A 24,562-nucleotide genomic window follows, 5' to 3' on the forward strand; every position below is an offset into this window, starting at 1 on the left:
TATCCTTACCTCCTGTTGTTACAGATCATCAAGTGAAACGACTTCTCCAGTTATAGCATTTACAGCGTAATGGCAGTCTAGCTTTCCGCAAAGAACGTACCTTCCTTGTTTGCGGTCATAAACATAGCATGGCGTAAGTTCTATGAAATTGTGCAGCTTCTCAAGCGCTTCTGCTTTCGCAACTGTTACTTCTTCTGCTTTTTGAAAGTCTGCAATCATTTCTAAAAGGGACTTTGTATCCATATAGTTCATAACCTCATAGCAAGAACGATCAATAAACAGCTGAATGTTTCGTTTCAACACACTCTGCGTTTGTTCTTTTAATTGTATTTTAGCGACTAAGTAGCCTTTGTCTCGATGTATAGATTTTAAAGACCACTTTCCAGAGTCGCTCTTATATACTTGTGCTAAAAAGCGCTGAACCGCTGCGATGCTCCGCTCAATATCTTCCTTCGTCACTTCTTTTAAGTCAGGATGTGGCTCTCGTTTCAATGCTTGATTAAATGATACTTCTTCTGTTAGCGTCAAGCTTTTTTCTTGAAACGCTTGTTGAACTTCACCTTCCCACTTGATTAGTTTATCAAGTTCTACATAGGCCTTTTCAGCAACAATGACGCTGAATGGTATCAGCGACAAATCGCGATTTCGTATGTATACTTCTTCAATCGCATAAGCAGGCGTCATTTTTTCCGTCTTCATATTTGGAAATTCAGCTAACTTTAGCTGCTCAGCCACAATGTGCTTCACTTGCGGTAGAGTAAGCTCATACTTTTCTCTGTTAAACGTCTCTTTCTTTGAAAAATCTCCGTTGATTGAGAAAAATGTTAAATTCCCCGCTTCATCCACTTCAACTTCAATCAATCCAGATGGCGATACGGAAACACCGTTTAGGATTTTTCTAAAGGACATTCGCTTGTCCTTACGCTTATGAAATACAAAATGAGTGCCTTCTTGAAGTCCCGTTTCGCTCTCAATCCAACGAACAACAGCATTCGAGTCTTCAATCGAAAGCTTGACACCTTCAGCATAAGAAATCCCGCCAACGAAAATAGCAGTTGTAAACAGTCCTGTGTGAAAATCGACTTCCACTACAGCTGTTCCAGTAGGGTTAAGATCTTCATCTAACAAGTCTTGTTCATGATTGGGAAACCACTCCATTGAAAGTGTATAGACTGTGTTTCCTAAAATAGTAGCACTGCGCCTAACGTCTGAACGATATAAATAGTAGTCTTGCAAGCCCAATTTCTCTTTTGTATGTTGAATGAGTTCATTTATTCTTGATTTCATTTGATTCTCCTTATCCTATTCCATAGTTTGGTAGATTTACCCACTATGATAAGGGAGAAACGCATTTTTTACAATTATTTTCCACAAACACTTTTAGAGCTTCCCTTTCCGATAAGCAAGTGGCGTCATTCCCATCATTTTTTTAAACTGATCAATAAAGTAGCTGGTGCTGTTAAATCCCACTTCAAAAGCTACGTCCGTAATGCTTTTTTCCTCTTGCTTTAAGAGCAGAATACTTTTTTGAATGCGATACTTCATCACGTACTGAAGCGGCGTAACGTCTAGCATCCTTTTAAAATAGCGGCAGCACTCAGATCGGCTTATTTGACCGGATGCTGCAATATCATCGAGAGTAATTTTTTCGCTATAGTTCATATGCACCCACGTCAACATAGCTTTTATGCGCTGATTTTTCACTTCTTCTGTGTACACGTACTGCTTCTGAAAAGCGTGAACCAAGAGCTGTTTCCAAACCTTAATAAGATTAGCCGTAATCTCAATTTCAAACAGCGGTTCTTTCGTTTGCACAAGCTTGCGAATGACAAATAAAGCTTGTTGAATAGCTCTGCTCCACTCTTTGCTTCCATCAATCAATACATACGATAAATTGGTGGATTGAACGTAAGGCAAAACGTAAGTTGTATAGAGCTCTTGAGGTAAAAAAAGATGCGGAAGCACGTTTAAACAAATATACACGCAGCCCGTTTTCTTGAGATCTTCTGCCATATGCAAGCAGCCGCTGTTAATAAAGAGTCCATCCCCGCTACGCAGCTTAATTTTTTCTTCGTTCACTTGAAAAATCGCTTCTCCTTTTAAAACGTAGATGAGCTGAATTTCATCGTGCCAGTGAAGCGGAATGTAACCGCTGGCGTGTTCTAGTATCGTCGTCTCATAGCAAGCAATCGGCAGCGCTCCCGTGTAGTGCTTCGTTAGCTCTTTTAAGTTTTGTTCATTGATTAAAAACTGCTTAAACTTCATAGCCCACCTCAATATTTTTATATTTTTAAGCTCGATTTGAATATAAATACGCGTTTTTTCTCTTTATGATTATACTATCATGATATTTTGTAAAGGTAGGAAATCAAATGAAATCTAATCGACGTGCTGGCTTATTATTCGTGATTGTGGGCGCAACGTTTTGGGGAATTGGAGGAACAGTAACAAAAAAGCTGTTTCAAGACTATGAAATTGACGTCAACTGGCTAGTGACCACGCGTTTATTACTAGCCGGATTGCTGCTTTTACTTTTAAGCTGCTTTGGTAAAAATCGCCGGGAAGTCCTTTTCATTTGGAAAGAAAAGCAGACGGCTCTTCAGCTCGTCACTTATAGCATATTGGGCATGCTTGGCGTACAGTATACATATATGGCAGCTATTCATCATGGAAATGCAGCCGTCGCAACGCTGCTTCAATATTTAGCACCCGTCATTATTATTGTATACTTGCTGTTTCGAAGACAAATGCGTTTTACTAGACAAGACGGAACGATCCTTTTATTAGCTTTAACCGGATGCTTCTTCCTTCTTACAAACGGGTCGCTCTCAACGCTTTCTGTGCCCTATCTAGCCATCGTATGGGGACTGCTTTCTGCGGTATGCTCCGCTTTTTATACGCTGTATGCAGTTCGGCTTCTTAAACGATTTAACTCTTTGGTTGTTGTTGGATGGTCAATGGTGGTTGGCGGAGTTGCGCTTAGCTTTATTCGAGCGCCTTGGGAAGCTCATTTTGATACATTTACGTTTGCTGCGTACGGCTACTTGCTCTTTGTCATCATCTTTGGAACGATGCTGGCGTTTTGGCTGTATATTAAAAGCTTAGATAGCCTCCCCCCAAAAGAAACAAGTTTGTTAGGAAGTCTGGAGCCTCTTGCTGCTGTTTTGACAACGGTCTTTTGGCTTCAGCAGCCGTTTGGGTTCTTTCAGTGGGTAGGAGCTGCTTGTATCTTTGGTGTTGTCTTTTTACTTACGCTTCAAAAAGCTCCTAAAGCAAACACGCTTGAACAGAAAGATCCCCCTCTCAAAATCTCTTAAATGATGAGAGGAGGATCTTTCTCTATAGTTTATTCAACTGGCGTTTGAACGTCTTTGGTGGTTTCAATACTTTTAATTTTAAGCTTATCTTCACCTTTTAGCTCCACGCGATAGATTCGATTCTTTACAAACTTTGTACTGGCATCATACGAATCGGTAAACGTGTACTCTTCTGTTGCATACACCGAATACTTACCTTCACCTGTCTTTTCAACTTTACTAACAAGCAATTGATCATTGGCAAACGACACGTTTTTTCCAGCTAAAGACGTAATATACGCTTCTAAATCACTATACACTTGCGCATCTTCATCGATATAAGGTGCCATTCCGCTAAAGTCACCGCTGTTTAAGCTTGAAAAATAAGCGGCTTTATAAGACCCTACAAAGTTGTGAATCTCTGTTTCACTCACGTCTTTTACAGGCTTTGGGTCATTTTCTGCTGATTGCTTATCTTTTGCCTCTGCTTTTTCTGTCATAGCTGGTGCAGTGTTATCATCCGTAACCCCGCGGCCAAAATTCATATACACAATAAAAATGAGCACGATTGCAAGAACTGCCCCTACGAAAAAGGGAAACGTTCGCTTTGTTTTTTGCTGCTTTTCTAAAACCGGATAGTCGGCTGTAGCTGGAACGCTTAGCTTTTCTTCTTTCACTTGCAAACTAGCAAAATAAGAAGGAAGAGAAACAGGTGACATACGTTCCGGCCCGGTAAGCATTTGTACTTCTTCAGCAACTTCAATAAATTCAGCAATAGCTGAGCTTCGGTACAGGTCTGCTACTTGGTCGAACGCTTCAATTTCTTTTCCTTGAAAAAACGTTCGTGAAGCGTTCATAAACGATGATAGCCATTTATAATGCGCATCCATTTCTTCGACGTAGCTTACTTTCTCGATTTGTTTTTGTAACTGTTGTTGAGCACGCTCGCTATCGTTTATCATTTCATTAATTTCTTTTTCAATAGCCCGCAGTGCCTCGATAGCGTATGCTTTCATATCAGCTTCAAGATTCGCAAAACTGTTCTTCAAACCAGGTAAGTCGATTTCTTCGAGCTGTTTATTTGCTACGGTAAGACGGCGAATGCTTTCATTGTATTCGTGCTGCTTCGTACGAAACGCAGTTGCTGTTTGCTTTGTCACGTACCGCTTTTTTCGGAGCTGATTCCATTCTTCAAGCAGCTCACTTTCTTGCTTTTGAACAGTTAAAGCATCTTCTTTTAACCCTTCACGCTTTTGATCAACATCCATAAACGCTGGCAAATATTCTGCGCACTTCGCTTCAAGATTCGCTAGCTTGTTTGTTTGACCATATGCTGACATAACATCGAAAAAACGATTTAACAAGCTGGTCATGTCAGACGATGTGTTAATGTTTGTTTCAAAAAGGCTTAGTATATCTGTATGTAGTTGTTTTAACTTCTCTACTCGGCGCAAGTTTTGACTGCGAGCTTCCAGAAAAGCTGGATAATCTGTTGAAAGCAGCGTTGTCACTAAAAATTCTCCGTTAGTCATATCATACTGCTTGCGCTCTGTTTTCACTACTTTATAAACCTCATGCAGCTCTTTAGAAACTTCCATCATAAACTCTTGTTCCGTCAGCTGATGAAGCTTGTCCTTTACGTTACGTAAATGGCGTGAGCGCAGCGGTTCTTTTTCGTTATATAAGCTCAGCCATTCTTGCAGCATCTCATAAGCTGCTTCATTCCATTTAATTGTGCTCATGTAGTTATTCACCCGTTAATTCAATATTTTCTACTATCACTATACAGGAATTTCACGAGATTTCCAGACAAAAATAGCTATACGATAACCCGCATAGCATTTCGACATTAATATTCGTAAGCTTTTAACTCTTCTTCAAATACCATTTGCATCGCGGTAAAATCATCTGGATGGGCCTTCATCGCATCATGTAGGTGGTTTAGCTCAAACTGCGAAGTAATCTCGTATTCTTTTAAATATTCATAGCTTTCAAGCTGTTCTTTAATCACGTACTGCTGCATCGTTTTGTTCTTAGGATATTTCTCTTCGGCAGCTTGATAAACCACATGCTCAACCTCTTTTTTATCTAATGACAAAATTGGATTCGTAAGCGTAGCTGAAAAAGCTGTTGGCGTATCATGACTGGTTGCCGTTTGACCTGCGAGCTTATCTTCAAGCTCAGACAGCTGCATTTTTACATGTTCAAGCTGCTTTAAAGCCTGATTTTTTTCTACGAGGACTTCTTTCTTTTCTTCTGTCAGTTCAGCAAGCTCTTCTTCTAGCAGTGAAATTTTTTGATAGCTCGTAATAATAAGTGCAGAACAAAATAAAAAGACAATCGTTAGCGCAAGCATCAGCGCAAGAAACCACCATTTTTTATAAAGAGGTATTGGAACTGTTGACATGTAAAATCCCTCCTTTATAGCTTGGCACACTCTTTTAATACCCATGTATATGCGTAAAGAAGGGATTTTATTTATTGATAGACGGCTAAAACGTTTTTAATATAAACTCTTTAAAGTTCTGCACGGCTGGTGAAATATATCTTCCTTCAACCCAAGCTAGACCGATAAGACGTTCACATTTTGAATAGCGAATAGGAATTTTCACGATATGACTTTGATCTACTCCTTTTAAATCTGGCAAAATTGATACGCCAAGACCCGCAGCAACAAGACCCGCAACCGTGTCAGCTTCTTCTCCTTCAAAAGTTACATGAGGATTCACGCCCACTTCATGTAGAAACTGTTCAACCGTGACGCGTAGGCTAAACCCTTTTTTCAAATGAATAAACGGTTCTTCTACTAGCTCTTCAATGGTTATTGCTTCTTTTGTGGCAAAAGCATGATTCGTCGGCACAATCGCAAATAACTCTTCTCTCCAAAGCTCTTTCCACGCTACGGGTTCTTTAATACCCATGGGAGAGATTAAGCAAATGTCTAACTCTCCTTTTTCCAGCTGATCTAGTAGAATATGCGTTGGACTCTGTCTAAGTGAAAAGTTGACCTTGGGATACTGTCTGCGAAATTCCACAAGCAAATCAGGTATGAGGTTGGTGCTCAGCGTATGTAAAAATCCTAGAGAAACCTGACCTTGGTCAGGGTCAAGTAAATGCTGAATCTCTTGCTTCCCTTTCTCAAATTCACTCATCATATTCGTAACGCTTTTTAGTAGAATTTCACCGTACTGATTTAAGCGAATCGATCTTCCCTGTCGTTCAAAGAGTGAAACACCGATTTCCTCTTCAAACCGAGCTAGCGACCTGCTTAAAGCGGGTTGCGTAATCGAAAGCTCCTTGGCTGCTTTTGTCATATGCTGTAAGCGTGCTAAAGTCTGGAAATACTCAAATTGCTGCCATTCCACCTCGTTTGACACCCCTTCCACTCATTACATAAATACATTAAAATCATGATAACTATGCATTATACATTATATATCAGAAGTGATAGGATATATAGGAGAGAAGTTCTTCTATAGCTATAGAATCGAAATTAATAATCAAAAGGATGGATAAAACATGTGTGGAGAATATGATCATGAACAAGTGATGATAGTATGAGCTATATTCAGCAGGGAACAAAAGCGTTTCGCAAAACGAGCTTTGCATTTTTTGCAGCGGGCTTCAATACTTTTGCCATTCTTTATTGCACTCAGCCATTAATGGTAACGTTCACAAACGAATTTGATATTTCACCGACTATCGCAAGCTTGTCGCTATCCATCACAACTATTACCCTCGCCATCAGTATGCTTGTCTTTGGTTCTCTTTCTGAAGTATGGGGCCGAAAATCTGTGATGGTTTATTCAATGTTTGCTGCTTCTGCGCTTTGCATTTTAACAGCTTTTAGTCCTAATTTTTATGTGTTACTAGTATTTCGTGCACTCGTTGGAATTGCTTTAGCAGGCTTACCGGCCGTTGCAATGGCTTATCTTGGCGAAGAGATTGAAAGAAAAAGCTTAGGTGCAGCCATGGGCTTATACATTAGCGGAAACGCCATTGGAGCCGTAGCGGGGCGTGTCATTTCAGGAGTTGTCAACGACACAGCAGGCTGGCATTTCTCCATTGGATTAATTGGCATTATTAGCTTAATTGCTACGGTTCTTTTTTGGCGCAGCCTCCCTCATTCTACACACTTTACACCGCGTAGCCTCAATGTCGTCAGCTTAGGAAAGTCACTAGTTGACCATTTAAAAGACCCTGGATTACTCTTTTTATTTTGCATTGGCTTTTTACTATTAGGAAGCAATGTTGCTTTGTTCAATTACATTGGCTACGTGCTAACCGCTAAGCCTTACGGACTCAGCGAATCCGTTATCAGCTGGATTTTTATTATCATGATGATTGGAACATTCAGTTCAATTTGGAACGGAAAGCTCATTGATCACCACGGTAAACAGCCAATTCTGCTGATTAATCTACTCGTTGCGTTTGCAGGTGTCTGCCTTACTTTAGAGAGCCACTTACTATTAAAAATTATCGGTATCGGCCTCTTTACTTTTGGCTTTTTCGGCGCTCATTCCATCGCTAGCAGCTGGGTAGGACAGCGAGCCCTGCGCAACAAAGCACAAGCCTCATCTCTATATTTATTTTTATACTATACGGGGTCAAGCGTTGGCGGGACCTTAGGCGGAATATTCTGGTCCCACTACGGCTGGCACGGCGTCATCGGAATGATTGGCGGATTTATACTAACTGCCGGAATATTAACCGCTTGCTTATCAAAAGTAAACGTCAAATCGTCTGTTCTTGTAAAAGCAAATGAAAGCTATTAGAGAAGGTGCTATAAACAGTAAAAAGCTCTGTCATAGTGATTCACAGAGCTTTTTCCGTTTGCTATAGTTTCATATCAAAAATTTAAATTTCTTTGAGAAAGCTTAGTACTTTGTAAAGTGACTACCTTCTTTTCCGCTTCACACCTCAGATAATAAAAGTATCGAACGATTTCATAATCACTTTTTATGCAATAAAGCAGCAGATTTTTCCTCTTTACTCAAACCACTTATCACCGTCGGAAATCCACTTGTTTTGATGCAAATCCAAGCAAAGGTCGTGGTCGTGGAAGCTAAAGTAACTTGGAAGCTTAATAGAAGAACCACCCGCTTCTAACCAACAGCTATAAAACCAGCTTGCAATAGCCTTATGTTCTGCTTCTTCAACCTTTTCGTTCTCCTCATAAAACTCCCAAAATGCGTCTTCTTCCTCTTCCGATAGATAATTGTAGTTTACTTCTTCACTAATCGTAAAGCTTCCAGCAAACTCATCGCTTCTGCACTCTTCTCCAAACACTTCATTTGCATCACGGTCCATCGAAAACATCGTAATGGACAAATCCAATACCTGTGGAAAAGCAGTAAAATCGAGCAGATCGATTTCTGAATGGAAGGTAAATTGAGTCACCTTCCTTAGCTCATTCACAACTGACTGTGAATACTTTTCAAGCTCACGCTGGATGTGAGAAGCGTGCTGTTCACTTGTATACATAGAGAAACACCTACTTTTTCATTATATTGAATATTCTACCATATAATTTCGGGAAATATAGCATGATTTGTCGAATTAACATAAGGTATATTTACCTATTTTTATGATAGAATCTAGAAAAAGTATTCTTTATATAGGTATTTAATCTTCATTTTTGTTCTTGAAAGAAAACAAACTTTTATTTTTCAGCCAAAGGCAAACTAATCGAAAGGTTAGGACGCAAAACCTCAGATCTAACGCTTAATAGCTATGATGGCTGGGTTTCCTGATACCGTTGGAGGGGTATTAACGATGAACAGCGAAAGCATGCGTACAGGAAGTATTGGCGCTTAGTACATGAAGCCTCGAATTGTAGCTTTTATTCCAGCTCACAATGAAGAAAAGTCAATCCGAGATTGTTTGGAAGGATTAGGAGATCAACTTTTACCTAATCGAGTAGACTTGGATGTATTTGTAATTGCTGATAACTGCACCGACCGCACAAAAGAACGTGCAGAACAAGCTGCTAAAGACTTTAATTTAAACGTTAAAGTTCTTATTACGGAAAATAATAAACAGCGCAAAGTTGGTGCACTGAACACAGCTTGGAAACGTATTTACGGTGATACGCTTGACTTGTATTCTAAAACTCTCACAACTTATCAACAGCTGTATAAAGAATCCATTAAAGCGATATTAGGGATGGATGCAGACAGTCGTCTGGCTCCGCAAGCCCTTATTAACCTCTGGGAAGATTTGATGACATCTCGAAATATTGGTGGTGTAATGGCAAAATATACGATGCGCATGCTGAAAAAGAAAAGCCAGCTGTCTAAAGACGATGTTCAATATGAGCAAAAGTTAGCAAGTGGTGAATACGGTGGCCCACTTACTCGTTGGTGGACCCATCAACAAAAGCAGGACATGGCTAGCTGACTTTTAGATTTGCAGTATCATGGTGGAAGTACGTACGTATTGGGAGGACAAGCAACATTATTTCGACCTGAAGCTTTACAAACAGTTGTTGAACAAAATAACCTCGATGGTCCTTGGCAAAATGATAGTGATGTTGAAGATATGCTGTTAACTTGGCAGCTTCAAAAAGCAAATTGGAAAACGTTAATTAGCCCTTCTGCCAGATGCTTTGTTGACTCCATGCGCTCCTACCATACGTTTCGTGAACAGCGAAACAAATGGAAGTCAGGAACCGTTGATTTGCTTACTAATTCTAACTTAGGTGTTAAAACACGACATAAAGGTAAGCTATGGCGCTCACAGCTAAAAACGCTTAGTGATTTGCTCATTCGCCTTTTATTTGTACTTTTGCTGGCGGTAGCGCTGGCAACAGACCAATTTTATTGGACTTGGATATGGGCTATTCTATTGGTCTAGCTTCTATTTTAAATGTTATTTTAGCTCTGAAAACCCCAATGCATCGACCCATTGACGTTATTTTATCTGGCTTATTAATCAGCCCTGAAATTTATCTTTGGGTCAATCTCGTTACCTTTAATCAAGTATGGATAGAACGCCTTACAGCAACTAAAAAAGACGGCTGGGCAAACCAGTATGCTGCTGAAAACGGGAAAACGAAAAGTAAGTTAACACAAGGCTTACTAAGTTTATGCCTATTTATAGCATTTGTTGTAATGTTATGTATCTATTTTAGAGATTTTCTTACATCAACACCTGTACAACAATCAATCTATCCATATTTAATGAATGGATGGATTTTATTAACCTACCTAACTATTTATCAATCCCTTTATATGATTTATCAAATTTGGACGCTTAGAAAGCGAATTGAAGCATAAGTACTCGTGAAACATCATTATGGTAAAAAGCCCAGTTTATTGTTACTGGGCTTTTTTGTAATTTACATATCATTCTACTCTTGGCAAGCTACGGACCAATTGAATGCCAAAAATGTTTTCTCTGCTAGCGGCTCTTTATCATCTTGGATACACATATTTTTTGCATGTATAAATGATTGAAAATTTAAAGTAACTGCTATTACGAAAACTCCAAAAATCATGATGGCTACTGTATAGAATTTTTTACTTTTGCGCACATGGACTCCTCACTTTTCATGCATATTTAACTTGAACTGGTGCCAAGTAGTACTTTATACTCCTCTTCTGAAAACACTTCAATGGAATGTCTTCTTAACAGAGCTGTTGTCACTCCCATTCCTACAACTTGTGTCCCTTGAAACGCGCCGTTGTAGATCATCGAACTTCCACATGAAGGGCTGCTTTCTTTTAAAACCACGACAGTTGCGTTTAGCTCTTTTACTATTTTAAGTGTTTGGTAAGCTCCTTTTATGTATAAACTTGTCACGTCCCTACCCGACTTTTCAATTACGCTCGCCGTTCCGTCTAACACATCTTCACCGCTTCCTCCAACAATTTCAGCTGGTTCGCGCGGCGTGGTAAAACCTCCTAAAAGCTCTGGACAGACAGGAACGGCTTTTTTCGCGTGAATCAACGATTGTATGACTGACTGTTCACAAGACGTACCGTTATACCGCACCGGCATTCCTGCTAGGCATGAGCTGACTAAAATCATCTGTCTTCCTCCAATTCTTTCAATCTCGTTCTAGAGTTTGTTCTTTTTTCTATTCAGCTTAAAATCTTTTATTCCTTACGTCACTTTAATCCCCGCTCCGCAAAGTGGAATAACGACTTTCTCTGTTGATTCACAAGCATATCGCAAATACCCAGCATAATTCGCAGCTGTCGTTGGCTCAACGTAAAATCCTTTTTCAGCAAGCATTGTTCTTGCTTTTTGAATATCTTCTTCACTCACACGAATAACATCTCCACCTGTATCACGAATAGCTGATAAAATTTGCTTAGAGCGAGCCGGAGCCGCAATGGCGATTCCTTCTGCTAAAGTAGGTTGTCCTGAAATCGGCATGGCTTCTTTTTCTCCTCTTTTAAATGCTTGTTGAATTGGAGAACAGTTTTTGGCTTGTACAGCTACAATTTTAGGAACTTTTTTGATTAATCCGTTCTCTTTTAGCTCTTTAAATCCATAGTATGCACCTAAAAGCAGCGTTCCGTTTCCAACAGGCACAATGAGTGTATCAGGTGCTCCGTTCAGCTGCTCCCAAATTTCGTACGCATACGTTTTAGTACCTTCATAGAAATAGGGATTATATACATGGCTTGCGTAGAACTTCTCTTCATTATGAACTGCTTGCTGAGCAGCGGCTGCAACGTCTTCCCTTGTTCCGTTCACTTCTCGTACGCGCGCTTCGTGAGCTTTTATTTGCGCCACCTTTTTTGGAGACGTACCGCTTGAAAGAAAAATGTCACAGGCAATGCCGGCTCTTTTGGCATAGGCTGCAATCGCTGTGCCAGCATTTCCGCTGCTATCCGCAATGACACTTTCTACCTTTAACTCTTTTGCTTTTGCAATCAATACGGCTGCTCCGCGATCTTTAAAAGAGAGTGTAGGCATCATGTAATCAACTTTGACATACGTATTGGGGGCATTTGGTTCTAAGGAGATAAGCGGCGTGTTGCCTTCTCCCATTGTTACTCGCTTCCAGCTGTCTGCTTCTTTTGAAAAAGGCAGTGCATCAACATAGCGCCACATCGTTGGCAGGTGGTGATGAATGTTTTCACTTTGGAAAGCTACCTTTTCCTTTAACAAATCCAATACTCCTCCACATTTGCACTTCCACAGCATGTCTTTCACAGGGTACGTTTGATGACACTCGCTGCATATATATGCTTCATTCATGTAAACCTCTCCCTTCGTTTAACTACCTATATTATACAATAGTAGAAAAATTCTTCGTTTGTTGTAAAATTTTTCTTACCACGCTAGTATATAGTAGTATAGGCGAAAAAAGGAGAGATTTTATGAGACAAAACCTTGTAAAGCTTGGTTATTTACTGGGCATTTCGTTAGTGTTGGCAGGAATACTGTATTTCTTTGCATCAAACTGGCAAGGGTTTGACCGCTATACAAAAATCGCCTTAAGCATGGCAATGATGCTTTTATTTTACGGAAGTGGATTTGTTAGCAGAATGCTGTTACCTCACCAAGCATTTCTTAGTCACTGGCTGCTCGTTGCAAGCTCCATTTCATTTGGTTTAAGCACTGCGCTCGTCGGGCAAATCTATAACTCTCATGCAGACGGGTATTGGTTATTTTTCATTTGGCTCTTACCAGCCGTTTTATTTAGTGTATTTACAAAATATCAGCCGTTTTATGTTCTTTCGTTTATCTTACTTCAGCTCACCATGTACTTTTATATTTCACCAACTGCCGTTTTCCACCGAACAGAAAATGAAGAAATTTTTCTTTACCTTACAATGGCGTTTATCAACGCTCTTATCTTTCTATTCGTAAAAAATCAATATGTAAAGTCGCCTATTGTAATGTATGGTGCTTTTATTGTCATTCACTTCATCTTTTTAAGCATTTCACAACCAAATTATACTGTGCTAAGCGTAAGCGTTTTGATTGCTTACATCGCTCTATCAATTGTGTCACTGTTTTACTTTTCAAAAGTACAATCACATAAAGGATTGTTAGGAATTTCAATCGTTGCCGCTGCGCTGCTCGTTGTCCAGCAAGTTTTGTGGTATCTGTTCGATAACTACAGTGAGCTCACCTTATTTTTGGTACTTGGATTTGTGTTTTTATTTGTTGCAGCAAGCGTTTGGTTTATCAACTGGTTATCTCTTCACACTGATGCTCAACAAAAATCGCTGCGTGTCATCAAACAAATTATTATCATAGGAATTACGGCAATCGCTTCTATTTTAGGTAGCATATCCATTGGTGGACTTGTAACGCTCTTTACTGGCGAGTATTCACAAAACTTCATGATGCTGATTGGAACAGCCATTATGCTTTCGTTTTTCTTTATTAAAGCAGCTATTCCAACCGTTAAGTATACCCTTTTTATGACAGGTTTTTTAATCAGCGGAGTGTCCGCATTCTTTGTATACGATGTGTTGTTTTTTATCTATCTAGCACTCTTTGTTTCACTTCTATGGTTTGCTAAACAAAAATCCTTGCGCGTAGCCATCTACACGCTTGCTCAGCTGTTGATACTTATTAAGCTACCAACAACTTATTATGAAGCTATTCAACTTGATTACGTTTTAATTGCGCTCATTCTTTTAAATGTCATTGTGTGTTGTTTGACAGCTTGCCTACCTTTTAAAAGAAGCTCACTTTTGCTTACGTTTATCTTTTCACTTTCCCTTATTGGAAGCGTGAATTCACCTACTCTAAACATAACCTACAGCATCTTGTTCTTTGCTTTTTCTACGGCGTTTCTCTTTAAAAGCGTGCGGAAAGATAAGAAATTTGAGTTTACAGCTTCGATTATTTTTTGGTTTATCTTTTTAGGAACGCAATATTATGACTACCTTTGGGATCTTCTCGATAAATCGTTCGCACTTTTGCTATTAGGTGCTTTATTTACCGCATGTAGCTATAAGTTTGATCTTGTTGAAAAACAACACCCTTCCTTTATCGAGCAACATAAAAAAAGAATAGTATTCATCATTGCTCTACAGCTTATGATTCTTGGCGGATTGTTTATGAAAAATGAAATACTTCTCCAAAGTGGAAAAGAAGTGAAGCTCGAGCTAGCTCCGTTAGATCCACGCTCTCTTTTACAAGGAGACTATGTGGAGCTACATTATGAAATTTCTGATATTGAATTAGAAAAGGTTAAAGATGGTCAACGTGTTCAACTGCTGCTTCGCAAAAATAAACAAGGTGTTTTCGAATACGCAAAGCAGTATAAAATTCATGATAAGTGGAATTCTCCTTATCAAGCAAAGAAAGGTGATGTTCTCATAACAGGTACGTACTACAGCTGGGGAATTCAATACGGCATTGAGCATTACTTTATTCCAGAAGGAACCGGTTTACAAATCGAGCAAGAAGCAAAGCATGCCAAAGTCAAGGTTGGAAAAAATGGAGATGCAATTTTAGTAGAGGTAACACCATAACAAAGAGAACCATTCCTTGCATTTTTTGTCCATGGAATAGTTTTTACTATTTTTACCTATTCTTTTAAAATTGTCTTGTAGAAAGGTGTGAATAAAATGAGTATTAATACGTATTTAATAAGGCTTTCCTTCATGATTATGTTGATATTTGGCGGTATATTTATTTTTCGCTATGTCAAAGCGAACGAATTACTGCTGGATTCGCTGCTCCCTTTTGCAGTAGCCTTTCTTTTACTACTTAGTTCCGTTATTTGGCGCAAAAAAATGAGAAAAGAGCTTAGTTAAAAATGAGACAAAGTGGAGATGTGTATATGAAAACTCATAATAGAACACCTGAAAATGAGCGAGAACAGCTGCGCCAAAAGGAATTAGAAAGTAATCATGCCGGAAACTTACGAGATGCTATAGACCGTGCGCAAATTGGCACTTCTCCTAATGGAGCTGGAGGCTCGGGCTGGAAAAGTACTGGAATTCCACTTATTGTTTTAATAACTGGATTCTTTGTAGTAGCCATCTTTCTTACCTAATGAGCGTGGAATTGTAGCAGATACGTATACTAAAAAACGTGTAGAGATGTCTCTACACGTTTTGCTTTGCTAGCATCTTTTTATAGGTTGATATCTTATGAGTTAACATCTCTTCTGTAATGATTAAGGTTTGAAGCTGCTCTTGGATAGCAAGGTGATGATTCTCTAAAAGTTCAAGGCGAGCTTGAGCTGTCTTATCCCCTTCTTCAAAGTTCTACGTCAGTGTATTTACAGAAGGCCTTGGCCAAGAACTTCAAGCAAAAGGTGCAAAAATGAAGGCAAAAGTGCTGGCACCAGCCGCTACTGAAACCGAGTTTGCTAATCGTGCTCGTGGAACAGCAGGATTTGACTATAAAGGTAATGTACCAAAATATCATACAGCAAAAGAGATGGCAGGCTTCTTATTAGATTTATATGACGGAGATAAAACTGTCGGTATTGTAGACGGGCACACGTATGAATTTGAGCTTCGTGATCCTATCTTTAACTATGCGGGAAATCGATAAGCAAACAAGCAGCTGAATGATTCAGCTGCTTTTATGTTAATAACTCACCGGATTCACCTACTAAACGTTTAATCATTCTTCTTCGTCATGAATAAGCGCTGCGTCGATATCACATAAAGGTGTTCCTAACATAAGACCAACAACATACACACCAATCTCTATTTCTTTACATCACCTGATTAGTACGAAGCTCTCCAATTTGAGACGATATCTTGAATCTTTCGCCTGCATATACTGAAATGACATATTCAAAAGGCTTATTGTTTGTAAGGTATGTCACCGTTTTAATTAACAGTAAAGGTGCATTCATTTCTAAATTTAAATAGTTTGCTTCTTGCTCATTTGCAAGCGTAGCTTCAACCGTTTGTTTCGCGTCACCGATTTTTACATTAAAATTCTTTTCAATAAAGCCATGTAGAGAATGCGTAATATTGTTGTCTAGCACGTAATCCCTATATTCTAGGGGCAAAAAAACCGTCTCTAGTGCTACTGGCACGTCATCTCCGTATCGTATCCTCTTTATGGATAACACTTTTGAATCATCCTTCAGCGCTAGGTTATGTTTGACAGATCTTGAAGCGGTAATTTCATCAATGGATAAAATAGTGCTGGTAGGAACCTTCCCCTTCTGATGCATTAATGAGGTAAAGCTCGTTGCTGCTACTAATTTTTGTTCAATCTTATTCTCAAGTACAAACGTTCCTACTCCTCTTTTCCTTGTCAAATAGCCTTCATCAACTAATTCTTGAATTCCTTGTCTCACAGTTAGTCGACTGACAGACAATAGCTTAGAAAGCGTGTTCTCGGATGGAATCGCACTTCCCGCTTGCCATTCTGTTGACATAATTTTTTCTTTTATCATTTCTTTAATTTGATAATAAAGAGGTGTAGAAGAGCTTTTATCAATCATAAAAACTCTCCTTTCACTCTGCCATAAGCTAATAAATAAGCATTATTCTCCACCGTCATTGTTGTATCAGTCCTTATTCTTTATACGACTGATTATACGATAAGAAGTGAGAAAGAAAAACCCTGTGGCTACTTATGAAATTAAAATATAGCTTCTCCCTCCTAAACCACCCATAATATTAAACAAGTAAACTATCCTAATATATTTTTCCAACCACAAGAATCTAATCCAATCGATAAATTCAAACAAAATACTTACCATTTTTTTAATACAAACAATGAGAGGGATTCTTCTTCATAAAGTTTAGTTATCACGGCTGTTACATTAACTGATGATAACAAACAGATATTTCAAGAAAGAAACGCTCCATTTGTAAAATAATTTTATTTTATTAACCTTGATATTTATGTACATTCAGAATATTTATAGACATTATTTTACAAGTGAAAATATTTACAAATTACTATTCAAATTAAAAAAAGTAAACATGTATTGCTGTCGTTTCACATATTTTAGTTAAAGGATTAAAACAATCCTGTTCATTTGAAGGGTCGTGAGGAGGAACTTATGAAAAGTCTAGGAATCGTACGAAAAGTAGATGAGTTAGGGCGCGTTGTCATTCCAGTTGAGATGAGAAGAGTGTTGGGAATTAACATAAAAGATCCTTTAGAAATCTTCGTAAAAGACGGCGAGCTTATGTTAAGGAAATTTGAGCTAGAAAATAAATGCCTTATAACAGGAGAAGTAACGCCAGAAAATAAGCAGTACGCAGAAGGTCTTATTTTAAGCCCATCTGGTGCCAGGCTTTTATTCGATCAACTAAAAGAAGATTGGGACATTTAACTTTAAAAAACTGCAAAATAGTAAACAAAAGCAAATCCCCCCTACTGTAAACACATTCGAATAGAGTGTGATTTTTTACAATAAAATATACATATTAAATACATCTTATCAATAAAAAACCTTTGTTAATTCCACAAATGTGCTAGTCTATTCCATCCAGTTCTTTCACTGACTTTATCAACTTTTCAGCTCTCCTCAAAATCTCCTCTTTCAACATAGTTTCTGTCAACTTTAAGTAGTTATCACCGTATAGAAAGTCATCAATTAAATCACTAATTTCTACAAATGATGCCAGTTGTTTTGGAGAATCTAACTCATATATGATGAGGGTAGACAAGTCGTATACCTTGTTGAAAAGATCATCTGACTGATTGATTAATTCTTCAAGCCTTTTGTATACAACATATGTGGTGCATTCTTGTTCAGTTGGTACTTTTAGTTCAAGCTCTTCCACAGCTCTTCGAAAATAGTGTTCCGCTTCAAAAATATTATAAGGTTTTTGAAGAGCAGCCAGAATATACAAAGATGTAGATTCATAGTCACTCTCTATCATAGAAAAAGCCCATGGCAAGTAATGTTCAGCAACTTTTACATTGTCTTGATAAATATGATAGTGCAACTCTAGCGTGTTCATACTGCTTTCTTTCCTATATCTTCAGCCAGCCGTAATAAATAACCGTCTGGATCCATAACCAAGAACTCTTGTTGTCCATAAAGTTTATCATCAACGCGATACCAGCTTTCTGTAAGTTTATACTTAATTGGATAATCATACTTTTTTAATCGACTGTAAATAAACTCAGCGTCGTCTACCATAATCTGAAAATTAATACCTCGCCCAAATGGATAAGCTAGCTCACCTGTATTCCAATATCCGTTTACCTGTTCAATCATGATTTCACACCCACCCAAGGTCAGCATGGCAAACTTGTCCTCTTTTCGTTCGTATTTTACCTTGAATGTTAACAAGTTGATGTAAAAGTTCAAGCTCTTCTCTATATTTGAAACTGATAGCTCAGGTGTTAGTTTAGAGCCTGTAAGCATATAAAGGCCTCCTTCCATTCAATGCTTTTTACTTGTATCGAAGCGTTCTGTTTTTTAATTACAGATTTTCATTTCCATACTTTAAGGTACTTCTTTTGATACTTCGCATCTGTTTCTATCTCTACTAGCTTTAGTGCCTGCTGCTTTAATTTTTCATCATTTGTTTCATCGTATAGATTTCGTAAGCCTTGAATGATATCAAAGCGAATAAGAGTGGCATTTTTTTCGCCTTCACATGTATGAAAGCGATCAACTAAGTGCTTGAGAACTAACTCTTTTTGTCCGTCTCCTGCTAAGCCCACTTTCCAGATTGCCTGTAGGGCGTGACGAGCCGTAACAAATTTTTCGTCTTTGGTTACTTTCCACAAGGAACCAAAATCAGTTAGTATTCGTTTTTCCTGATCACTTTTCGCAAGACCTGCAAGAATTTGAGCTCCTCTTGCTCTTTTATGGTTATCAGCATCTCCTAACCACCTCATTAACTCCTCCCACACTTCATAAGCCCAATCTACCGGTTCAGAAGTTGCGTTTAGAATTTCTTGAAAAGCTTCATACTGAAGGGCTTTATCAGCTGCTTCTAAGTTTTTAAAATGGCTGCTCATAGACTCGTTCATACTTTCCTCCATTGATACTATTTAAATTTATATGATTCATATATTTTACCATATGAAATCTCTCACCTCCTATCTATACATAAAAAAACTCCTTTTTAACCAACCTAAAATTCAGGAATAAATAGGAAAGGGTGAAAGAATGAATTTCATATGGCAATCGCTTATTTTAATCTTAACAGGTATACTTTTACTCAGGATAGCTGGACGTAAATCCATTGCTCAGATGACGCTAGCTCAAACCGTTGTAATGATTTCACTAGGAACTATTATCGTTCAGCCTATTGTCGAAAAAAGCATGTTTAAAGCAATTATAGGCGCTGCTGTTTTTGTACTAGCTATCTTGGTTTTAAAATACGTACAGGTGAAATCCAATGCGCTAGAAAAGTTCATTACAGGCAAACCAAAAGTTGTAATTGAAAATGGCCAGCTTAATTAAAAAAAACTGCGTTTAACCATTGATCAGCTTGAAATGCGGCTTCGTAATCAAGGCGTGGCAAAGCTAGAACACGTAAAATCTGCCACGATTGAACCCAATGGACAACTTGGCTATGAGCTAAAAGAATCGGAAAAGCCATTAACAATCGGAGAATTTAAAAACTTAATGAATCTTTATTTTCCTCATTTAGCTCAGCAGTTAGAGAACAGTCCATCTAGTGACACAGGAACTCAAAAGGATCTGTTTCAAGAGATTAACTATCCAAAAACGGATACCCCTCGTTATTTACAATGAGCTCTCATAAAAAATGCACCTCAGCTAATATTCTGAAGTGCATTTTTTATGGTTATTAACGCTTTACAACCGTTACGTATGAAAGTTTACTCACATTTCCAGCTGCATCTTTTGCCGTTACGTTTAAAAGAGTCCCTTTTTTCTGTGCAGCAATTTTCACGGAATACACGCCTTTAGAGTTAGCTTTCGCATAACCCAATCTGTTTTTACCGGCATTCACCGTTACCGTTGAGTTTGCTTCCGCTTTACCCGTTACTACTTTATCAGTTTCTTTTACTTTATTAACCGTTGGCTTTGCAGGTGGCGTCACATCAGCTTTTACAACTTTGACATAGGATAAGCTGCTGACATTTCCAGCTGCGTCTTTTGCCGTTACGTTTAGCGTCGTTCCTGCTTTTTGAATAGGAATACTAACAGAAAATGATCCGTTTGAGCTTGCTTTTACATAGCCAATTCGATTTTTACCAACGTTCACCGTTACCATTGAATTCGCTTCTGCTTTTCCTGTAATGACTTTATCATTATCATCAACTTGATTAACAATTGGCTTCGCAGGTGGCGTCACGTCAACGCTTGTCACTTTGACATAGGTCAAGCTGCTGACGTTTCCAGCTGCATCTTTTGCCGTTACGTTTAGCGTTGTTCCTACTTTTTGAGCTGGAATACTAACAGAGAACGATCCGCTCGCATTTGCTTTCGCATAGCCGATTCGATTTTTACCAACATTCACTGTTACCGTTGAGTTCGCCTCCGCTTTTCCAGTGATTAGTTTATCATTGTTAGTAACTTGATTCACTACTGGCTTTGCTGGCGCAACGTTATCAACAAACGCCGCTGACAAAATATAAATATCTTCTTCCGAATTATCATCAAGGTCATCGATATTATCAAAGTCAATAACTGGAACATAATAAGTACCAGCTTTGTTTACTTGATACACTTGCGTTTCAATCTCTTCGTCAAACTCGCTGCCTAAGTAGCTGACATTATTATTATCTTTATAATCTTTTTCGGTAACCGTAAAGCCTAAATCGATTGCAGGTGAAGAGGCACCTCCTGCTATAATGAATGCGCCGGCTGTAGGAACATTCACTTTATACATGTCCAAATCGTAAAGTGGTAAAAGCTGACCAATGACTGTGTTACCGTAAGACATTATATTTGCTGTATGAAAATCATCATTGGGCTCTGATTCAAAAACAATTTCTTCATTATCAAAGCTTACGCTTGATCGCTGAAGACTTTTTGCTGCTTTATTTGAAAATGGTGCTGGCATATTTAACGACTTCAAAACATCTGACTTTACCTCGTTTATTATTTCTGGCTTCACAATGTTTTTTTCTAGCTTTTTGCTAACCTCTGCCTGCTCTTCAATTGTTTTTTTTGATACATCATAATTATTCTCTTCTGCGTAACCTGTCCCCATCGATAACGAAGAAACCAATAAACCTGCAGTTAATGCTGTAACAACCTTCTTCTTACTCATCAAAAAATCCCCCTAAGTCCCATTCGGTTACTTTTTACTCACGACTATAATACTACTATTTTTCTAATAAAACTATTAATTTCTACATCTATTTTTCGACAAAATCTACTTTGGTTTGAATAAGGTCCGTTTAATTATAAGAATATTTAAATATACAATTATTTACATTTTTTTGTTATATAGCACTAATATTTAATGATATAACCTAGTCATAAAGAAAGGTGTTTTAATAGTGCAGGAACATTTGATTTTAACGCAACGTGCGCTGGCTTTACTTACAGATTACATATTGCCGATAGCTTTATTACGTCTGGATTACACCAAAAAGTCTTAGTTGTTACAGCAGAGACACTATCAAAAGTAACGGATTATGAAGACCGCTCTACCTGCATCCTATTTGGCAAAGAGGCAGCAGCGGTAAGCACGTGTATCGAACGAACTTATCCACAACGATGAACGGAGAGCAGCTTCAAACACCTGGTAAAATGGTTCAAAATGGACGCGAAGTGTACAAATGGGCTACCAGAACCGTTCCAGCAGGTATTGATTCGCTGTTACAGCAAACCAATCTTCAAAAAGAAAACATTGACTGGTTCGTCCCGCACAGTGCCAACTTGCGAATGATTGAGTCCATTTGCGAAAAAGCTGAGTTTCCGCGCGAAAAAATGCTAACGAGCGTCGAGTATTACGGCAACACATCAGCTGTTTCCATTCCACTCGCTTTGCAGCTCGCCTTAAAAAACACGCAACGAAAAACAACAGAAAAGCACAGCTATAAAAACAGCTGTGCTTTCTATATATCCAACGGACGTAAATTCGCTTCAATTTCTGCTCGACGCGGTTCTAAAAATGGCGGTAGAGCGAGCTTCTCTCCCATCGTTTCTTTGGGCTCGTCGGTCGCAAAGCCAGGCGTATCGGTTGAAAGTTCAAATAAGATACCGTTTGGCTCTCTAAAATAAATTGCTTTAAAATAGTAGCGTTCGACTTCGCCGGAGTGAGGAATACGAGCTTGCTTTAAGCGTTCAAGCCAGTAGCGGTATTCTTGCTCATTTGGGACACGAAACGCAACGTGATGAACGCCACCTCTTCCAAGCCTTGCTTTTGGCACCCCGGGTTCTTCTACAATATGTACTTCAGCTCCGCTTCCCCCTTCTCCTGTTGCATAAACTTTCATTGAATTATAAGATTTCACATGACGAAATCCCATAACGTTTGTTAGGATATCCGCTGTTAGCTTCGCTTCTGCAACTGTTAACGTAACCGGACCTAAGCCAATAATTGCATGCTTTTCTTCAATATCTTCTCGCTTCCATGGAACACCGGCACGTACACCTTTTTCTCCGTTATCTGCAACAAGCATCAGTCGTGTACCTTCGTAATCACGAAACGCAAGCGCGTTGCGACCTGCTTGGTTTGTCATCTCATCGTGATCGATTCCTAGCTCTTCAAAGCGTTGCTTCCAATAGTGAAGGGATTCCGTCGTCGGCACACGCAAGGATACGGTTGAAATATCCGTTGTTCCCGGGTAGGTTCTACCAAGGCCAGGAATATCAAAATAAGTGACTTCCGTTCCAGGTGTTCCTTCTGCATCTGCGTAAAACAGATGATATGACTGCGGGTTATCTTGATTAACCGTCTTTTTTACAAGACGCATTCCCAGTACGTTTGTAAAGAAGTCATAATTTTTTTCAGCTTTTCCCGTTAAAATTGAAACGTGATGTAGACCTAATAGTTCCATTACTTTCACGCCTTTCTATTCGTTCAGTTATTGAACAGCTTCTAGTTCTTTTTCTTTAATTAGTCTCCCCAACCTTGCATTGTAATTTCCGCCACCCTGTCCATGGTGAATATGACTATGACAAATTGGACAAAGGGCCGCAACTTGGTCCACTCTATTTAACCCGCTGTCGGTTAAGTGGTTGATGTGGTGAAGCTCTAGATATGGCATTCCTTTTTTATCTTTAAACGATGCTGGTGCACCGCATGATTCACACTTTCCGTTCGCTCGCGCTTTTATATAACGATGAAGGAAAGCTACCTTTTTCGTTAAGTTCTTTTCCTCATAGAATTTTTCTAACAGCTCTTCTTGTACCGTTGAGTTAATGCTAATTGCGTTCGCTTTCTCTTCTAATACATGGTTGCGTTTTAGTTCAAACATAATCGCTTCCCGAAAGCTTCCGTCTGCATCCCACATCAACTCAAGCTGATGGTTTACATACGTCATCTCATCTAAAAACTCAACAATTCCAGACTCTACGTACTGAAATAAATAGATGGTTTCACCGTTTGCCGCGTGTTCCATCACCGCTTTATTTCCTTTGATTAGCTGCATCGTACCACGCTGTCCTTCTCCAGTATAAAAGAAGGTTGTTTGATCGTCGTTCCATCCATGAGAAGTACCGTATTCTTCACCGCTCATCTTTGTAAAAATAAAGATGTATGGGTATTCCTTTGGCGTTGAAATTTCACTTTGCTCCTGCCCTTTATAAAGATCATGAATTTGCTTGCGGCGATATCGCTTTCCTCGTACAAAAGCCTCACCAAACTGTAAATCTGTAATCACAATTGTGCCCCCTGATGTAGATCTCTTTTCTTAGTTTTAGTGTACCATAAAAAAGCACAACTTGAGTTTAGTTGTGCTTAAAAAGGAGCGTCTTTCTTTGGACAATTATCGTTTTAAAAAAGGTTTATATACTAAGAGTTATTGATCTTCCACCTCTACTAAAAAAACTCTTTCGTTAAAGCCACCTTTCTCATCTGCTTTTTGCTGACGCACATGTTCCAGCTGCTGAGGAGTTGCGCCGTTTAATGCAGCAAGCGCATAAACAACTTCTAGTAAATCCGCAAGCTCTTCTACTGCCTCGTGCTCCGTTTTGGCTTCCTTATATTCGCTCCATTCTTCTTCAGCTTTTTTCTTTAGTTCCTTTTTGTATTCATCAATAGTTAGGTTGCTTGTTGTATACTTCTTTCCGCTTTGTTCGATAATCTGCGGAATGTAATCACGGACTAGCTTATTATAAGCAGGCATTTGCTCGGCTCCTTTCCTCTAAATGATATGACTAATTATACTAAAAGGTGGAAATAAGGTGTAGTAAAGTGAATCGTTATGAATGGTATATTTTCTCTATTATGCCATTGACAAAATAAGAACTAATG

Annotated in this window: 24 protein-coding genes, 3 pseudogenes and 1 riboswitch; of the genes and pseudogenes, 11 read left to right on the forward strand and 16 right to left on the reverse strand. The window is 38.8% G+C overall.

Features of this window, described 5'->3' with window-relative positions; translation table 11 throughout:
* Window positions 1-18: 18 nt before the first annotated feature.
* A complete protein-coding gene (locus MKZ18_RS11335; RefSeq protein WP_061784950.1) occupies window positions 19-1,287 on the reverse strand; it encodes a hypothetical protein in 1,269 nt (422 codons plus the stop codon).
* Between the two features lie 93 nt (window positions 1,288-1,380).
* Window positions 1,381-2,265, reverse strand: a complete 885-nt coding sequence (locus MKZ18_RS11340; protein WP_061784949.1) for an AraC family transcriptional regulator — start codon at window positions 2,263-2,265, stop codon at window positions 1,381-1,383.
* A 107-nt stretch (window positions 2,266-2,372) separates the two neighbouring features.
* On the opposite strand from MKZ18_RS11340, the gene MKZ18_RS11345 reads away from it, so the two are divergent.
* On the forward strand, window positions 2,373-3,317 hold the full coding sequence (locus MKZ18_RS11345; RefSeq protein WP_061784948.1) for an EamA family transporter: 945 nt from the start codon (window positions 2,373-2,375) through the stop codon (window positions 3,315-3,317).
* A gap of 29 nt (window positions 3,318-3,346) precedes the next feature.
* Here the strand turns inward: MKZ18_RS11345 and MKZ18_RS11350 are convergent, their stop codons facing one another.
* The 3 genes from MKZ18_RS11350 to MKZ18_RS11360 all read right to left on the reverse strand — a co-directional run bounded on the left by MKZ18_RS11350 (window position 3,347) and on the right by MKZ18_RS11360 (window position 6,661).
* Window positions 3,347-5,038 (reverse strand): TcaA NTF2-like domain-containing protein, encoded by a 1,692-nt coding sequence (locus MKZ18_RS11350; RefSeq protein WP_340842523.1) that lies wholly within the window; start codon window positions 5,036-5,038, stop codon window positions 3,347-3,349.
* Between the two features lie 107 nt (window positions 5,039-5,145).
* Entirely contained in the window at window positions 5,146-5,703 is a 558-nt protein-coding gene (locus tag MKZ18_RS11355; protein WP_340842522.1) for a hypothetical protein, read from the reverse strand.
* An 85-nt stretch (window positions 5,704-5,788) separates the two neighbouring features.
* The gene (locus MKZ18_RS11360; RefSeq protein ID WP_340842521.1) at window positions 5,789-6,661 is read right to left on the reverse strand and encodes a LysR family transcriptional regulator; all 873 of its coding nucleotides are present in this window, start codon (window positions 6,659-6,661) and stop codon (window positions 5,789-5,791) included.
* 192 nt (window positions 6,662-6,853) lie between these two features.
* On the opposite strand from MKZ18_RS11360, the gene MKZ18_RS11365 reads away from it, so the two are divergent.
* Window positions 6,854-8,071 (forward strand): MFS transporter, encoded by a 1,218-nt coding sequence (locus tag MKZ18_RS11365; RefSeq protein WP_340842520.1) that lies wholly within the window; start codon window positions 6,854-6,856, stop codon window positions 8,069-8,071.
* A gap of 214 nt (window positions 8,072-8,285) precedes the next feature.
* Here MKZ18_RS11365 and MKZ18_RS11370 read toward each other — a convergent pair whose 3' ends face one another.
* Window positions 8,286-8,780, reverse strand: a complete 495-nt coding sequence (locus MKZ18_RS11370; RefSeq protein WP_076513770.1) for a hypothetical protein — start codon at window positions 8,778-8,780, stop codon at window positions 8,286-8,288.
* A 184-nt stretch (window positions 8,781-8,964) separates the two neighbouring features.
* Window positions 8,965-9,049, forward strand: a riboswitch (cyclic di-GMP riboswitch).
* 67 nt (window positions 9,050-9,116) lie between these two features.
* Here MKZ18_RS11370 and MKZ18_RS11375 point away from each other — a divergent pair.
* Genes MKZ18_RS11375 through MKZ18_RS11385 form a run of 3 tightly spaced genes read left to right on the forward strand, consistent with a single transcriptional unit; the run spans window position 9,117 to window position 10,573 of the window.
* Window positions 9,117-9,695: a glycosyltransferase family 2 protein gene (locus MKZ18_RS11375; protein WP_309599062.1), complete on the forward strand. Its 579-nt coding sequence runs from the start codon at window positions 9,117-9,119 to the stop codon at window positions 9,693-9,695.
* A 9-nt stretch (window positions 9,696-9,704) separates the two neighbouring features.
* Window positions 9,705-10,151, forward strand: coding sequence for a glycosyltransferase (locus MKZ18_RS11380; RefSeq protein ID WP_318757608.1), 447 nt, complete (start codon window positions 9,705-9,707; stop codon window positions 10,149-10,151).
* A complete protein-coding gene (locus MKZ18_RS11385; RefSeq protein WP_318757607.1) occupies window positions 10,130-10,573 on the forward strand; it encodes a hypothetical protein in 444 nt (147 codons plus the stop codon). Before MKZ18_RS11380 ends, MKZ18_RS11385 begins: the two co-directional genes overlap by 22 nt.
* Before the next feature lie 283 nt (window positions 10,574-10,856).
* Here the strand turns inward: MKZ18_RS11385 and MKZ18_RS11390 are convergent, their stop codons facing one another.
* Both MKZ18_RS11390 and thrC read right to left on the reverse strand, forming a co-directional pair.
* Window positions 10,857-11,327, reverse strand: a complete 471-nt coding sequence (locus MKZ18_RS11390) for a DUF523 domain-containing protein (RefSeq protein WP_076513470.1) — start codon at window positions 11,325-11,327, stop codon at window positions 10,857-10,859.
* A 75-nt stretch (window positions 11,328-11,402) separates the two neighbouring features.
* Window positions 11,403-12,509, reverse strand: coding sequence for a threonine synthase (gene thrC, locus MKZ18_RS11395; RefSeq protein ID WP_340842519.1), 1,107 nt, complete (start codon window positions 12,507-12,509; stop codon window positions 11,403-11,405).
* A 122-nt stretch (window positions 12,510-12,631) separates the two neighbouring features.
* Between thrC and MKZ18_RS11400 the strand changes: the two genes are divergently transcribed.
* From MKZ18_RS11400 to MKZ18_RS11410, 3 genes and pseudogenes are all read left to right on the forward strand, one after another.
* Window positions 12,632-14,746: a GDYXXLXY domain-containing protein gene (locus tag MKZ18_RS11400; protein ID WP_340842518.1), complete on the forward strand. Its 2,115-nt coding sequence runs from the start codon at window positions 12,632-12,634 to the stop codon at window positions 14,744-14,746.
* Between the two features lie 311 nt (window positions 14,747-15,057).
* Window positions 15,058-15,273 (forward strand): DUF6366 family protein, encoded by a 216-nt coding sequence (locus MKZ18_RS11405; RefSeq protein ID WP_025911843.1) that lies wholly within the window; start codon window positions 15,058-15,060, stop codon window positions 15,271-15,273.
* 206 nt (window positions 15,274-15,479) lie between these two features.
* Window positions 15,480-15,779: pseudogene (locus MKZ18_RS11410) on the forward strand (SDR family NAD(P)-dependent oxidoreductase); the annotation flags it as partial.
* A gap of 166 nt (window positions 15,780-15,945) precedes the next feature.
* Here the strand turns inward: MKZ18_RS11410 and MKZ18_RS11415 are convergent.
* Window positions 15,946-16,689, reverse strand: a complete 744-nt coding sequence (locus MKZ18_RS11415) for a GntR family transcriptional regulator (RefSeq protein ID WP_062686704.1) — start codon at window positions 16,687-16,689, stop codon at window positions 15,946-15,948.
* A gap of 567 nt (window positions 16,690-17,256) precedes the next feature.
* Here MKZ18_RS11415 and MKZ18_RS11420 point away from each other — a divergent pair.
* Window positions 17,257-17,532, forward strand: coding sequence for an AbrB/MazE/SpoVT family DNA-binding domain-containing protein (locus MKZ18_RS11420; protein WP_062954612.1), 276 nt, complete (start codon window positions 17,257-17,259; stop codon window positions 17,530-17,532).
* Window positions 17,533-17,674: 142 nt separating this feature from the next.
* Here MKZ18_RS11420 and MKZ18_RS11425 read toward each other — a convergent pair whose 3' ends face one another.
* The 3 genes from MKZ18_RS11425 to MKZ18_RS11435 all read right to left on the reverse strand — a co-directional run bounded on the left by MKZ18_RS11425 (window position 17,675) and on the right by MKZ18_RS11435 (window position 19,190).
* Window positions 17,675-18,166: a hypothetical protein gene (locus MKZ18_RS11425; protein WP_062954614.1), complete on the reverse strand. Its 492-nt coding sequence runs from the start codon at window positions 18,164-18,166 to the stop codon at window positions 17,675-17,677.
* Window positions 18,163-18,576 (reverse strand): bleomycin resistance protein, encoded by a 414-nt coding sequence (locus MKZ18_RS11430; RefSeq protein WP_061784938.1) that lies wholly within the window; start codon window positions 18,574-18,576, stop codon window positions 18,163-18,165. The genes MKZ18_RS11425 and MKZ18_RS11430 overlap by 4 nt, the downstream gene beginning before the upstream one ends.
* Before the next feature lie 68 nt (window positions 18,577-18,644).
* Complete coding sequence (locus MKZ18_RS11435) at window positions 18,645-19,190, reverse strand: hypothetical protein (protein WP_061784937.1); 546 nt, start codon at window positions 19,188-19,190, stop codon at window positions 18,645-18,647.
* Window positions 19,191-19,329: 139 nt separating this feature from the next.
* Here MKZ18_RS11435 and MKZ18_RS11440 point away from each other — a divergent pair.
* Window positions 19,330-19,920, forward strand: a pseudogene (locus MKZ18_RS11440) (DUF421 domain-containing protein).
* A 55-nt stretch (window positions 19,921-19,975) separates the two neighbouring features.
* Here the strand turns inward: MKZ18_RS11440 and MKZ18_RS11445 are convergent.
* Entirely contained in the window at window positions 19,976-21,406 is a 1,431-nt protein-coding gene (locus tag MKZ18_RS11445) for an Ig-like domain-containing protein (RefSeq protein WP_144593820.1), read from the reverse strand.
* Between the two features lie 243 nt (window positions 21,407-21,649).
* Between MKZ18_RS11445 and MKZ18_RS11450 the strand changes: the two are divergent.
* Window positions 21,650-22,146, forward strand: a pseudogene (locus MKZ18_RS11450) (3-oxoacyl-[acyl-carrier-protein] synthase III C-terminal domain-containing protein); the annotation flags it as partial.
* A 53-nt stretch (window positions 22,147-22,199) separates the two neighbouring features.
* Here the strand turns inward: MKZ18_RS11450 and MKZ18_RS11455 are convergent.
* From MKZ18_RS11455 to MKZ18_RS11465, 3 genes are all read right to left on the reverse strand, one after another.
* Window positions 22,200-23,144, reverse strand: coding sequence for a ring-cleaving dioxygenase (locus MKZ18_RS11455; protein WP_062686708.1), 945 nt, complete (start codon window positions 23,142-23,144; stop codon window positions 22,200-22,202).
* A gap of 27 nt (window positions 23,145-23,171) precedes the next feature.
* On the reverse strand, window positions 23,172-23,969 hold the full coding sequence (locus tag MKZ18_RS11460; protein WP_277716462.1) for an HNH endonuclease signature motif containing protein: 798 nt from the start codon (window positions 23,967-23,969) through the stop codon (window positions 23,172-23,174).
* A gap of 138 nt (window positions 23,970-24,107) precedes the next feature.
* Window positions 24,108-24,434 carry a nucleoside triphosphate pyrophosphohydrolase gene (locus MKZ18_RS11465; protein WP_025911836.1) on the reverse strand — a complete coding sequence of 109 codons (327 nt, stop codon included), beginning with the start codon at window positions 24,432-24,434 and terminating at the stop codon, window positions 24,108-24,110.
* Window positions 24,435-24,562 lie beyond the last annotated feature (128 nt).

Origin of the sequence: Priestia sp. FSL W8-0001 (assembly GCF_038050335.1) — a bacterium.
GTDB lineage: Bacteria > Bacillota > Bacilli > Bacillales > Bacillaceae_H > Priestia > Priestia flexa.